This window comes from Umezawaea tangerina (assembly GCF_003002815.1).
Lineage (GTDB): Bacteria > Actinomycetota > Actinomycetes > Mycobacteriales > Pseudonocardiaceae > Umezawaea > Umezawaea tangerina.
The window spans coordinates 1,170,276-1,182,163 of the sequence record NZ_PVTF01000001.1 but is presented as its reverse complement, the minus strand read 5'-3'; the positions used below and the strand labels follow the sequence as shown (position 1 = coordinate 1,182,163).

Below are 11,888 nucleotides of genomic sequence, written 5' to 3'. Positions count from 1 at the left end.
CCCACACCGCCATCCGGGTGGCCGGCACACCGTCACCACTCGCCCCTCCCGACGGCCTCCCACATGCCGAGCACACCCCGCGCCACCGACACGGGACGTTCCATCTGGGCCACGTGACCGGTCCCCGGCAGCACCAGGAGGCGGCCGCGCGGCAGCAGCCGGGCGATCCGCGGCGCCTTGCGCACGCTGATCAACCGGTCCTGCGCGCCCCACACGACCAGCGACGGGGCCCGCACGAGCGCGGCGAGCCGCCACATCGACCGGCCGCCGGAGGCGACCCAGGTGCGGAACAGCGACAGCGTGCTGCCGTTGAGGGCCAGGTTCGCCCACGCGTGGCGGCCGAGCTCCGCGGCCTCCTCCATGCTCTCCACGATCCGGTGCTCGGGCACCGACGCCGGGTCGGCGAAGCACAGCCGCATGACCTGCTCGGTGCGCACGCGGGCCCCCAGCGCGTCCAGCCGCCGCTGGAAGGCGCGGCCCACGACGGGCAGCACCGTGAACGGCAGCCGCGGGTCCGACACCCGGCGGAAGCTCGGCCGCAGGTCCGGCACGGCGGGCGAGACGAGCGCCAGCGTGCGCACCAGGTCGGGGCGGACCGCGGCCACGATCATCGCGACCGTGCCGCCCATCGAGTTGCCGAGCAGGTGCACCGGGCCGCGGTCGAGGTGCTCCAGGTAGGCGATGACCGTGCGGGCGTGCTCGACCATGGTGAAGCCGTAGCCCGCCACCGGCTCCGAACGGCCGAACCCCGGCAGGTCCGGCGCGTACCCGTCGGCCTGGCCCGCGAGCTGCGTGGACAGGTCCGTCCAGTTCGTGGACGACCCGCCGAGCCCGTGCACGTAGACCGCCGTCGCGGCCGGGTCGCCGGGGGTGTGCCGCACGTGCAGCCGGTGCTTGCCGACCTGGACGTGCTCACCCGGCAGCGGGCGCACGGTCCAGTCGAGCGGGGGCAGCGGCGTGGCGGACAGCGGCACGTGCGTCAGCGCGGGCCGGACCGCCTCCAGGATGTCGGTCATGACTCCAGGATGCCTGGTCAACGGGCCGCAGGACGAGATCGGGGGAAGCGCCCTTCACGAAAGGGTGCTACCAGCGAGTAAGGTTGCCCCCGGACGGACGAGGCGGACCCCTTGTCGGCTCCGTGCGATGACCTGGCTGGAGGCACCATGACGGAGACGGCCCAGACTGCGGTCGGGCACCAGAGCACCCCGGCCGGACGCGGGGTGCGGCTCCCGCGCACCGCCCGCCGGGCGCAGCTCCTGGCCGCGGCGCAGGACGTGTTCGTGACCAACGGCTACCACGCCGCGGCGATGGACGAGATCGCCGAGCGCGCCGGGGTGAGCAAACCCGTGCTGTACCAGCACTTCCCCGGCAAGCTCGAGCTGTACATGGCGCTGCTGGAGTCCCATGTGGACGAGCTGGTCGCCAGGGTCCGCGGCGCCATCGAGTCCAGTTCGGACAACAAGCTGCGCGTGCACGCCGCCGTGGCCGCCTTCTACGACTTCGTCGACGGCGAGGGCCAGGCGTTCCGCATGGTCTTCGAGTCCGACCTGCGGGGCGAACCCGCGGTGGCGCAGGCGGTCGAACGGGCGACGACGGACAGCGTGGACGCGATCACGGACACGATCACGGCGGACGCGGGGCTGGACGAGGATCGCGCGAGGCTGCTGGCCACTGGACTGGTCGGTCTGAGTCAGGTCACGGCTCGTGCGTGGTTGGCGGATGAGCGGAAGGTGCCGAAGGACGAGGCGGTCACGCTGATCTCGAATCTGGCGTGGCGCGGTATCGGTGGCGGGTTCCCGTTGCAGCACTAGCTTTGTTGTTGGGGAGAGGGTGAAGCTCGGCCCCTGTGCGCGTTGTGCCCACCAACTGGGGAAGCCCGGCCCCCGGCGCGCGATTGTCTCAATGCTTGATCTTGCTTGTCAAGACGATAGGGCTGTCTTGACAAGCAAGATCAAGCAGGAGGGCGCTGTGGATCGGGGGCAGAGGGGAAGTCTGGCTTCGCCAGCATCGAGCTGCGCTCGACTCAAGCATCGGACTCCGTCCGACAGGGCATCCTCGCCGCGCGTCGGACCAGGCATCCTCGGCTTCGCCGTCGGACAAGGCATCCGCGCTTCGCGGCGGACAAGGCATCGGCTGGCGCCGATGAGGCCTGGCTCTGGGTTTGGCAGCGGGCTTGCTGAACGGCATCCGACTGCGTCGGACAGGGCATCCTGGTTTCGCTTCGGACACTGCACCTGGCTGCGCTTCGGCTGGGCATCGGGTTGGAGCGTCACATCAGGCGGGCGATGCGGGCGGCGACCTCGTCGGCCCTTTCCATCGGCAGCATGTGCCCGGCACCGGGGAAGATCACCAACTCCGCACTCGCCAACTCCTCCGCGATCGCCCGCGAATGCCGCACCGGCGTCAACAGGTCCGCACCGCCTGCTAACACGACGGATGGCGTGGAAGCCAGTTCCACCAAGGCTTTCCGGCGGTCGTGAGCCGCCACCTCGTACCGGAAGTCCACGAAGGCAGATCCCGAGCACCGCGAGACCATCCCGGAACTGGCGACCACGTCCGCCCAGGCCGCCCGCCGTCCGAACAACATGAACCGCAGGCCCACCGGCATCACACGCGCGAACCCGACGAGCGCCCGTCGCCCCACCACCCCGCCGAGCACCTTCTCCGCCGCCCGAACCGGTGGCAGGGCTCCGCACGACGTGGCCACGAAAGCCACCCCGACCACCCTGGCCAACAGCTCCGGGTGCCGCTCGGCCAACGCCATGATCGTCATCCCGCCCATGGAGTGCCCGGCCAGCACGATCCGTCCGCTGGGCACCTCCGCCGCGATCACCTCGGCCAGGTCGTCGGCCAGCCGGTCGATCGTGCGCGCGCCGACGTTCCCGGACCGCCCGTGCCCGCGGTGGTCGTAGCGGACCACCCGGCCGGGCAGAGCGGCGGCGACCCGGTCCCACGACGTCGAGTCCAACGTCCAGCCGTGCAGCAGCACGGCGGTCACCGGCGCGTCCGCGGGCCCGGAGTCGACGACGTGCAGCGGAGTTCCGTCGGACGTCCTCATGCGATCAGGAACGAACGGCGCCACGCCCGCATGCCGGGCTTGCCGACCAGGCCGGTCTCGTCGAGGAACTTCATGATGCGCTCGCCGGACCACCGGATCGTCTCCTGCCAGGCCGGGTTGGCCAGGGCGGCGCGGTGGGCCTCGGCGGCGTCGAGGCCGACGGCCGCGTAGACCTCGGGGTTGACGATGCTGCGGGTGATGAACATGGCGACGGTCGCGAGCAGCCACCGCTGGTAGGGCAGCTCGGCCTTGGAGACCGACTCCATGCCGCGCACGACCTCCTCGCGGGCGAACCGCACGTGGCGCGCCTCCTCCAGCACGTGGATGCGGTTGACCATCCGGACCAGCGGTTGCACGGTCTCGTCGGCCATGGTCTCGCGCTGCAACCGGTCCAGCACCTCCTCCGCCACCAGGATCGACCCGTACAGCGCGGGGCCGTAGCCGATCGTGGGCAGCAGCCTGCCGAGGCGGTGGACGTGGGCGGGCGGGCCGTAGGGCGGGCAGCCGATGCGGTCGACCATGCGCGCGAACATCGTGGAGTGCCTGCACTCGTCGGCGATCTCGGTCAGCGCGTACTGGACGTGCATGGTCGTCGGGTCCGAGCGGTAGACCTCCTTGAGCAGCATCTGCATCAGGAGGATCTCGAACCACAGGCCCACGCTGGCGATGCTGGCGATCTCGTGCCTGCTCAGCTCGATCCGCTGCTCCTCGCCCATCCGGTCCCACAGCGCGGTGCCGTAGAGCGAGCAGCGGTGCTCCGGGGTGAACCGCAGGCCGTCGACCAGCGGAGCCTTCCAGTCGATGTCCACCTCGGGGTCGTAAAACCTGTCCGCCGACGAGTTGAGCAGCCGTTCCGCGGTCTTCTCCCGCCCGGCGACCTTCAAGGGCCTCGTCATCAGGTCCTCCCCGAGGAATAAGTGTTACTTAAGGTAACGGTTACTTCTGGTAGCGTGCGTCACATGGCTCGCACTGTCAAGGGTGGTTCGGACGCACGCCGCGAACGGTGGAAGGGACACCGCGAGGCCCGCCGCGCCGAGTTCGTCGAGGCGACGATCAGAGCCGTCGCCAAGCACGGCCCCGACGTCGGAATGGACGAGATCGCCCTGGAGGCCGGCGTCAGCAAGCCCGTCCTGTACCGCCACTTCGCCGACAAGTCGGACCTCTACCTGGCTGTCGGCCGCCGCGGCACCGACATGCTCATGGACCGCCTCGGTCCCGCGATCGAGCAGGACGGCCCGATCCGCGACCGCATCCGCGGCATCGTCGACGCCTACCTCCGCGTCATCGAGGAGAACCCCAACCTCTACCGCTTCGTCGTCCGCGGCTCCTTCACCGACCGCCCCGTCGAACAGGACGTCGTCACCGAGGACAAGGCCCTCATCGCCGCCACCCTCGCCCGCCTGCTCGGCGACTACCTGCGCGCCTTCGACATGGACTCCGGCGGCGCCGAACCCTGGGCCCACGCCCTCGTCGGCATGGTGCAGAACGCCGGCGACTGGTGGCTCGACCGCCAGTCCATGAGCAGGCAGAGCCTCAGCGAGTACCTCGCCACCATCATCTGGCACGCCATCGACGGCCTCCTCAGATCAGCCGACGTCCACGTGGACCCCGACCAACCCCTCCCCGGCGGCCTGTTCACCGAACCGACCCTGCGACTGATCAACTCGGAGGAAGCGTGACCGCCACCGAAGAGGGCTACACCGGCCCCGCCGACCTCGTCTTCCCCACCGAGACCATCCCGGTCGAAGTCGACCTCCGCGGCTTCTTCCAACCCATCGACGGCCGCTACCACTGGTACGGACGGGTGGCGGCGAACGAACAGGTGTCCACTTTGGTCGAGGCCGGCACCCGCGGCGCCGTACTGCGAACACCGACCGGCGAAGCAAAAGCAACCCTGACAGACCCCGACCCCTGGCAGCGCTACCGAGTCGACGGCGTCAGCACACCACCATTCACAACCACCTAAGTCCACACGACACAAACCAGACCGAGGGTCCCCCATTCGTGAAGACCCCCCGATTCACAACTTACTCAGGGGGTCTGACATTTTTCGCGGGCAAGTCGACTTCGGACACAAAACCCGACTGGCCCCCATCGAGCAAGCCTCCTACCAGGACACACAGCCACAACAGGCACGGCCCGCCACCCAGACCACAACACCCCGACGGGCGCAGCCCGCCAGCACGCATCCGGCGCGGAGCGCCTGGGGCCTTGTCCGCCGCGAAGCAAGGATGCCCTGTCCGCCGCGAAGCGCGGATGCCTGGTCCGATGCGCAGCAAGGATGCCCTGTCCGACGCGCAGCGAGGATCCCCACATCGGGCGAAGCCCGCCAGCGCGCATCCGGCGCGAAGCGCCTGGGGCCCTGTCGGCGCCAGCCGATGCCCTGTGTCAGGCGCAGCCTGATGTCTGGCGAAGCCAGACCCCCTCCCGCCCCCGATACACAGCGCCCTCCTGCCCCACCCCAGTTTGTCAAGACAGCTTTATCGTCTTGACAAACTGGGGTGGGGCATTGAGACAATCGCGCACCGGGGGCCGGGCTTCGCCAGTTGGTGACCACAACGCAACCAGAACCCAGCCCCACCAGCGAAAACGCCAAAACAGCCAGGCTCCACCAGAAACCGAAGCCAAGCCCTCCCCAACAAAGCAAAAGGGACCACCCACCCGGGTGATCCCTCCCTGCCCCGCCCCATCCAAGAGCGGCCCTACCGAACCCCAGCCCTAGTCCCCCGAAGCGAACCCGACCCGCCGCGCGTCGCTCGGCCCGATCTCCACGTACGAGATCCGCGTCGTCGGCACCACGAACCGGGCGCCCTTCTGGTCCACCAGCACGAGCTGGCCGCTCTGCTCCTTGAACGCGACGGCTACCAGCGACTCAACCTCGTCAGGGGTGAGACCGCTGGACACGACGAGCTCCCGCGGGCTGTCCGCGATGCCGACCCTGACCTCCACGCTGACCTCCGTGCACAAAGTATTTCGACGCGCGACCGGCCCCAACCTGCGGACCTGCCGGCGATTACCGATCTCAACCCTAGCCGAGCCCGAGGTTGCCCATGCGCCGCGTGTGGCTCTGCTGGAGGCGTCGGAAGAGGCCCGCGATGCCCGCGAGGTCACCGGAGCCGCGGATGATGAGCTCGGCGAGCCCGTCGCGTTCGGCGACCACGTACTGGGCCTGCGTCAATGCCTCGCCGAGCAGCCTGCGGCCCCAGAGGGTGAGCCGGTCGCGCAGTTTGGGGTCGGCTTTGCAGGCCGCTTGGACTTCGCGCTCGGCGAACGCGGAGTGGCCCGTGTCGGCGAGCACGGCGAGGACGAGCTCCTTGGTGCCCGCGTCGAGCCATTCGGCGATCTCGCGGTAGAAGTCGGCCGCCAGGCCGTCGCCGACGTAAGCCTTGACCAGTGACTCGTGCCACGACCGGGGGGCCGTGGAGGCGTGGAAGTTGTCGAACCCGGCGACGAAGGGGCGCATCGCGTCCTCGATCACCAGGCCGCGGTCGGCGAGGTGGCGTTCGAGCTGCGAGTAGTGCCCGATCTCGGCCGCGGCCATCGCCGACAGGTCGGCCCGGCCCGCCAGGGTCGGTGCTGTGCGGGCATCTTCCGCCAGCCGGTCGAACGCCGACAGCTCGCCGTACGCCAGGGCGCCGAGCAGGTCGACGACGCCTTCCTCGATCTCCTGACCCTCGACCACGGGGGCCGCCTCCGCCTCGCTCATGGTCCCGAGCCTAGTGGGCGGGCCGCTCGGGCGAGGGAGCCCGCAGGTCTCGGTCCACGCTCGAACTCCGCGAGAAACCCCCATCCGCGCACTTGGCGGGTAGACTCGCTCTTTGACGCCCGGCGGTCGACGCTGCGCGGCCCAGGTCGGCATGGCTGCCGACGGGCTCGCGGCAGTGACGGAGCCGCGGTTGCAGATCACGGCGGCACGGTGCCGCCACGTGAGGGTGCGCGCACAAACCTCGCCGGCCCTCCCGCTCCACGCCCGGCCACTCCCGACCCGGCCCGCTGGCGGTGGTGCGGTCGAGAGGCCCGTCCAGGGCCCGTGCGCGCTGGTATGAGAGAGGCGATCACCCTGACCGCTAGCAACGACGACCTGACCAATCTCGACCCGGTGGCACTGGAGCACAGCGAGGCCGGTGTGCCCGACGAGGACACTTCGCACCCGCTCGTGGCCAACGCACCCGTCGAGAACACCGCCCCGACCTTCGCCGAGCTGGGCGTTCGCGAGGAGATCGTGCGCGCGCTCGCCGAGGCGGGCATCGAGCGCACGTTCGCGATCCAGGAGCTGACCCTGCCGCTCGCCCTCGCGGGCGACGACGTGATCGGCCAGGCCCGCACCGGCACCGGCAAGACCCTGGGCTTCGGCATCCCGCTGCTGCAGCGCATCGTCTCCCCCGGCGACGGCACGCCGCAGGCGCTCGTCGTGGTGCCCACGCGCGAGCTGTGCCTGCAGGTGACGCGCGACCTCACCGACGCCGCCAAGCACCTCGACGTGAACGTGCTGGCCATCTACGGCGGTCGCCCGTACGAGCCGCAGATCGCCGCGCTCCGCAAGGGCGTCGACGTGGTCGTGGGCACGCCCGGCCGCCTGCTGGACCTCGCCGAGCAGCGCCACCTGGTGCTGGGCAAGATCCGCAACCTCGTGCTGGACGAGGCGGACGAGATGCTCGACCTCGGCTTCCTGCCCGACATCGAGCGCATCCTGCGCATGGTCCCGGACGAGCGGCAGACGATGCTGTTCTCGGCGACCATGCCGGGTCCGATCATCACGCTCGCGCGCACGTTCCTGAACCAGCCCACGCACATCCGGGCCGAGGAGAACGACGCCAGCGCGATCCACGAGCGCACCGAGCAGTTCGTCTACCGGGCGCACGCGCTGGACAAGGTGGAGCTGCTGGCCCGCCTGCTCCAGGCGAAGGACCGCGGCCTGTCGATGATCTTCACGCGCACCAAGCGGACCGCGCAGAAGATCTCCGACGACCTCGTCGAGCGCGGCTTCGCGGCCGCGGCGGTGCACGGCGACCTCGGCCAGGGCGCCCGCGAGCAGGCGCTGCGCGCGTTCCGCGCGGGCAAGGTGGACGTGCTCGTGGCCACCGACGTCGCCGCGCGCGGCATCGACGTGGCGGGCGTGACGCACGTCGTCAACTACCAGTGCCCCGAGGACGAGAAGACCTACGTCCACCGCATCGGCCGCACGGGCCGCGCCGGGCGCACCGGTGTCGCGGTCACGTTCGTCGACTGGGACGAGGAGCCGCGCTGGAAGGGCATCAGCGACGCGCTGAACCTGGGCAAGCCGGAGCCGGTCGAGACCTACTCCACCTCCGACCACCTGTTCACGGACCTCGACATCCCGACGAGCTCCACGGGCAGGCTGCCGCTGGGCCAGCGCACCCGCTCCGGGCTGGACTCCGAGCCCGAGGAAGACCTCAAGGGCGACAAGAAGGGCGGCCCGCGCAAGCGCAGCCGCGGCCGCGCCACCCGCGGCGGCACGTCGGCGGGCACCGAGCAGGCCCAGCCCGCGTCGACGAGCACCCCCGCGACGAAGACCCCGGAACCGGGCGAGGAGGACGGCACCCGCCGTCCGCGCAGGCGGCGCAGCCGCGGCGGCGCACCCGTGACGAGCGAAACCGCAGGTCAGACCCCCGAGGCCTCGGCCGAGGGCGCGCCGGGCGAGAGCGGTGAGCGCCCCGCGAGGCGGCGCAGGCGCCGTCGTTCGGGTGGCGAGTCGGGCGGAAACGCGGAGGCGGCTGCGAACGACACCGTTTCCTCGGCAGACTGACACCTGACGCGAGCGGTGCACGAACGAACGATCGGGAGCCAGGCAGTGGGACAGTCGGAGCAGGTCGAGGATTCCGCACTCCTGGCTCCCGAGGTGAACGGGCACGCGACTCCGCAGGCCAACGGGCACGAGCCCCCTCCGGAGGACGTGCTCGCACCACCTCCGGCGGACTCCGGGGAACCGCCCGCGCACGTGCCGTCCCGGTCGTTCCGCACCCGCGGCGACTTCATCGCGGTCGCGCTGCTGGTGGTCGTGACCCTGGTGGCGGCGCTGCTCGTGTGGGTGTTCTCCGACGCCCGCGCGACCACGTCGCAGACCACCTCCGCCCCGGCCCCCGAACTGCCGCAGGTCACCACGCTGCCGCCGACGCTCGCCGAGGTGTGGCGGGCGCCCAGCGGCGGCACCCCCTCGCCGGTGTGGCTGGGGTCGGTCGTGGTGACCGGCGACGGCGGCGAGGTCGTCGGCCGCGACCCGCTCAACGGCGAGGTCCGCTGGCGCTACAGCCGCGACCTGCCGCTGTGCACGATCACCGCGGCGTGGGACAAGGCGCTGGTGGCCTACAGCAAGGGCACCGGCTGCTCGGAGATCACCTCGCTCAACCCCGTGACCGGCGCGCGCGGCCCCCAGCGCAACGGCGACGCCGAGCTCGGCACCAGGCTGCTCAGCGAGGGCTCGCACGTGGTGACGACGGGGAAGAAGTTCATCGAGGCCTACCGCAAGGACGACCTCGTGCGGTCCATGGAGTACGGGCAGCTGCGCGCGATCGTGAACCCGAACAAGCAGCCGCGCACCGGGTGCGAGTACAGCTCGTTCGCGGTCACCACCGGCAAGGTCGCCGTGCTCGAACGCTGCTACCGCGACGATCCGGGCGACCGCGTCACGATCCTCAAGCCCAACCCCGACCCGGCGGACACCCCCCAGGTCATCAGCACCGTCGTGCTCGGCGCCAAGAACGCCCGCATCGTGGCCGTGACGTCGAACCGGGTCGCGGTGGCCGTGCCCGGCAGCCCGGCGAAGCTCAGCGTGTTCGACGCGGACACCGGCGGCCTGGTCGCCGACTACCCGTTGGACATCCCGGAGTCCGACCTCGCGGGCGACCCGCCCAACGGCGTCGTGCCGATCACGATCAGCACCGCGAACGTCTACTGGTACACCGGTTCCCGCACCATCGCCCTGTCGCTGGAGGACCTCAGTCCGAAGTGGACGGCGACGGACACGATCGGCTCCGGCAGCACCCTCGCGGGCCAGATCCTCATCCCGGTCAAGGACGGACTGCGCGTGCTGGACCAGCTCACCGGCGCCCAGATCGGGACGATCCCGGTGAACCGCCAGGGCTACCAGGGGTCCATCCAGTCCAGCACGATCGGCCCGGTGGTCCTGGAGCAGCGCGGCCAGGAGCTCGTCGCCCTGCGGTAGGGGTCACACTTCAGGGGCGGGCGGCAGACCCGACCGGGTCCGGTGGGGCAGACTGCTGGGCGTGTACTCGCAGATCAGCCCCCACCGCGCCGACCGGATCGACCTACCCGGCCGCTACGGTCCCGTAGCCGCGCTCCGCGCCCCCGCCGCGGGGACGGACCTGGGCGCGACGGCACTGCTGGTGCCCGGCTTCACCGGCTCCAAAGAGGACTTCGCCCCGCTCATCGACCCGCTGTCCGACTCCGGCCTGGAAGTCGTCGCGATCGACCTGCCCGGCCAGTACGAGTCCGCGGGGCCGATCGCCGAATCGGACTACCGGCCCGCCGTGCTCGGCGAGGCGCTGGCCGAACTGGTGGCGAAGCTGTCCGCCGAAGGACGGCGCGTGCTGCTGCTCGGGCACTCGTTCGGCGGACTGGTGGCGCGCGGCGCGGTGTTCGCGGGCGCCCCGATCGCCGGGCTGACGCTGATGTCGTCCGGACCGGGCGAGCTGCCGGTGGGCGAACGGCGGGCGGCGCTGGACCAGGGCGAGCGGTTGATGCGGGAACACGGGGTCGAAGCAGCGCACCGGGTGGTGGAACAACGGGCGCTGGCGAACCCGAACTGGCCGGTGCTGCCCGACGAGCTGCGGGCACTGCTGCGGGAGAGGTTCGTGAAGTCCACGCCGTCCAGCCTGCTGGGCATGGGGACGGCGATCCGGGTGGAACCCGACCTGGTGGCGAAGCTGGCGCGGACGCTGAGGACGGCGCAGGTGCCGTGCCTGGTGGTGTGCGGGGAAGCGGACGACGCCTGGTCGCCTGCCGGGCAGAGGGACATGGCGGAGAGGCTGGACGCGGACTTCGCGGTGCTGGCGGGGGCGGTGCACTCGCCGAACACGGAGACGCCGGAGGCGCTGCTGACGACGCTTCTGCCTACTTGGAGGGCTTGGCTGACTTCTTGAGGGTGTGGCCCGGTGTCGGTGCCGCGGACTACGGGGGTGTCGGTGGCACGGACTAAGGGGTATCGCTACAGCTGTCTCCGGGTGCGGTCGGCTTGACTTGGGGCCCCTTTTTTGGGCTTCGTCGGGCGAAAAAGGGCAGGTGGTAGAGCCTGCCCGCCGACCAATTTTAAGCCCAAAAACCCCAAGTCAAGCCGACCGCACTAGCGGACGAGCATGCTCGCTTCCAGCGTCGTTGGGTGGGCGGCTTGTGTGCTGCTTCCAGCGTCGTTGAGCGGCTTGCGTGCTGCTTCCAGCGTCGCTGGTCGTTGGCTTTCGCTTCCAACGTCGTTGGGTAGGGCGGCTTGTCGCTTCCAGCGTTGCCGGCTTGGGCTGCTAGGCCCACCAGTAGATCCAGAGGGTGGCCAGGCCGATGAGGAGGATGGTCAGGGAGAGGGTGGCGGATGGCCAGCCGCGTTTGCGGTCGGCGAAGATCTGGGCGGTGGTGGTGAGGGCGGCGGCGGCCCAGTGGCCGGCTACGACGTCCCAGCCGGGGCCGGGGAGGTCGCGGCCCTGGGCGTAGAGCTGGATGACGACGAGGGCGATGGCGAGCAGGGCGAGGCCGACGGCGAAGGCGCCGCTGATGCCGCGCCAGGTCCTGGCCACCAGCGGTTCGCGTTTGGGAGGCTGGTCCGGCGTGGGGAGTTCTACCGTGATCGGGTCGCTCATGGTGC

Annotated in this window: 12 protein-coding genes; 6 read left to right on the top strand and 6 right to left on the bottom strand. The window is 70.8% G+C overall.

All coding sequences use genetic code 11. The features are described 5' to 3' along the window. Window positions 1–32 precede the first annotated feature (32 nt). A complete protein-coding gene (locus CLV43_RS05665) occupies window positions 33–1,016 on the bottom strand; it encodes an alpha/beta fold hydrolase (protein WP_106185801.1) in 984 nt (327 codons plus the stop codon). A gap of 147 nt (window positions 1,017–1,163) precedes the next feature. On the opposite strand from CLV43_RS05665, the gene CLV43_RS05660 reads away from it, so the two are divergent. Continuing rightward, window positions 1,164–1,811, top strand: coding sequence for a TetR/AcrR family transcriptional regulator (locus CLV43_RS05660; protein WP_106185800.1), 648 nt, complete (start codon window positions 1,164–1,166; stop codon window positions 1,809–1,811). A 458-nt stretch (window positions 1,812–2,269) separates the two neighbouring features. Here CLV43_RS05660 and CLV43_RS05655 read toward each other — a convergent pair whose 3' ends face one another. Both CLV43_RS05655 and CLV43_RS05650 read right to left on the bottom strand, forming a co-directional pair. Further along, a complete protein-coding gene (locus CLV43_RS05655) occupies window positions 2,270–3,058 on the bottom strand; it encodes an alpha/beta fold hydrolase (protein ID WP_106185799.1) in 789 nt (262 codons plus the stop codon). Then, window positions 3,055–3,954, bottom strand: a complete 900-nt coding sequence (locus CLV43_RS05650; protein WP_106185798.1) for an AurF N-oxygenase family protein — start codon at window positions 3,952–3,954, stop codon at window positions 3,055–3,057. The genes CLV43_RS05655 and CLV43_RS05650 overlap by 4 nt, the downstream gene beginning before the upstream one ends. A 63-nt stretch (window positions 3,955–4,017) precedes the next feature. Between CLV43_RS05650 and CLV43_RS05645 the strand changes: the two genes are divergently transcribed. After that, a complete protein-coding gene (locus CLV43_RS05645) occupies window positions 4,018–4,737 on the top strand; it encodes a TetR/AcrR family transcriptional regulator (RefSeq protein ID WP_170155689.1) in 720 nt (239 codons plus the stop codon). Beyond that, window positions 4,734–5,024: a DUF4873 domain-containing protein gene (locus CLV43_RS05640; RefSeq protein ID WP_106185796.1), complete on the top strand. Its 291-nt coding sequence runs from the start codon at window positions 4,734–4,736 to the stop codon at window positions 5,022–5,024. The genes CLV43_RS05645 and CLV43_RS05640 overlap by 4 nt, the downstream gene beginning before the upstream one ends. 752 nt (window positions 5,025–5,776) lie before the next feature. Here the strand turns inward: CLV43_RS05640 and CLV43_RS05635 are convergent. Beyond that, window positions 5,777–6,007 (bottom strand): DUF3107 domain-containing protein, encoded by a 231-nt coding sequence (locus tag CLV43_RS05635; protein WP_106186062.1) that lies wholly within the window; start codon window positions 6,005–6,007, stop codon window positions 5,777–5,779. Window positions 6,008–6,086: 79 nt separating this feature from the next. Continuing rightward, window positions 6,087–6,764, bottom strand: coding sequence for a ferritin-like fold-containing protein (locus CLV43_RS05630; RefSeq protein ID WP_211304221.1), 678 nt, complete (start codon window positions 6,762–6,764; stop codon window positions 6,087–6,089). A gap of 336 nt (window positions 6,765–7,100) precedes the next feature. Between CLV43_RS05630 and CLV43_RS05625 the strand changes: the two genes are divergently transcribed. The 3 genes from CLV43_RS05625 (at window position 7,101) to CLV43_RS05615 (ending at window position 11,178) form a co-directional block, all read left to right on the top strand. Beyond that, on the top strand, window positions 7,101–8,825 hold the full coding sequence (locus CLV43_RS05625) for a DEAD/DEAH box helicase (RefSeq protein WP_106185795.1): 1,725 nt from the start codon (window positions 7,101–7,103) through the stop codon (window positions 8,823–8,825). A gap of 45 nt (window positions 8,826–8,870) precedes the next feature. Further along, window positions 8,871–10,241 (top strand): Rv3212 family protein, encoded by a 1,371-nt coding sequence (locus tag CLV43_RS05620; protein ID WP_245886145.1) that lies wholly within the window; start codon window positions 8,871–8,873, stop codon window positions 10,239–10,241. A 61-nt stretch (window positions 10,242–10,302) separates the two neighbouring features. Continuing rightward, window positions 10,303–11,178, top strand: coding sequence for an alpha/beta fold hydrolase (locus tag CLV43_RS05615; RefSeq protein ID WP_106185793.1), 876 nt, complete (start codon window positions 10,303–10,305; stop codon window positions 11,176–11,178). 372 nt (window positions 11,179–11,550) lie between these two features. Here CLV43_RS05615 and CLV43_RS05610 read toward each other — a convergent pair whose 3' ends face one another. Then, window positions 11,551–11,883 carry a hypothetical protein gene (locus CLV43_RS05610; RefSeq protein ID WP_106185792.1) on the bottom strand — a complete coding sequence of 111 codons (333 nt, stop codon included), beginning with the start codon at window positions 11,881–11,883 and terminating at the stop codon, window positions 11,551–11,553. Between the last annotated feature and the right edge of the window lie 5 nt (window positions 11,884–11,888).

Coding starts and splice junctions, on each gene's coding strand:
- CLV43_RS05665 (WP_106185801.1), bottom strand. CDS start 1,016: ATGACCGACATCCTGGAGGCGGTCCGGCCCGCGCTGACGCACGTGCCG.
- CLV43_RS05645 (WP_170155689.1), top strand. CDS start 4,018: ATGGCTCGCACTGTCAAGGGTGGTTCGGACGCACGCCGCGAACGGTGG.
- CLV43_RS05610 (WP_106185792.1), bottom strand. CDS start 11,883: ATGAGCGACCCGATCACGGTAGAACTCCCCACGCCGGACCAGCCTCCC.
- CLV43_RS05655 (WP_106185799.1), bottom strand. CDS start 3,058: ATGAGGACGTCCGACGGAACTCCGCTGCACGTCGTCGACTCCGGGCCC.
- CLV43_RS05650 (WP_106185798.1), bottom strand. CDS start 3,954: ATGACGAGGCCCTTGAAGGTCGCCGGGCGGGAGAAGACCGCGGAACGG.
- CLV43_RS05660 (WP_106185800.1), top strand. CDS start 1,164: ATGACGGAGACGGCCCAGACTGCGGTCGGGCACCAGAGCACCCCGGCC.
- CLV43_RS05630 (WP_211304221.1), bottom strand. CDS start 6,764: ATGAGCGAGGCGGAGGCGGCCCCCGTGGTCGAGGGTCAGGAGATCGAG.
- CLV43_RS05625 (WP_106185795.1), top strand. CDS start 7,101: ATGAGAGAGGCGATCACCCTGACCGCTAGCAACGACGACCTGACCAAT.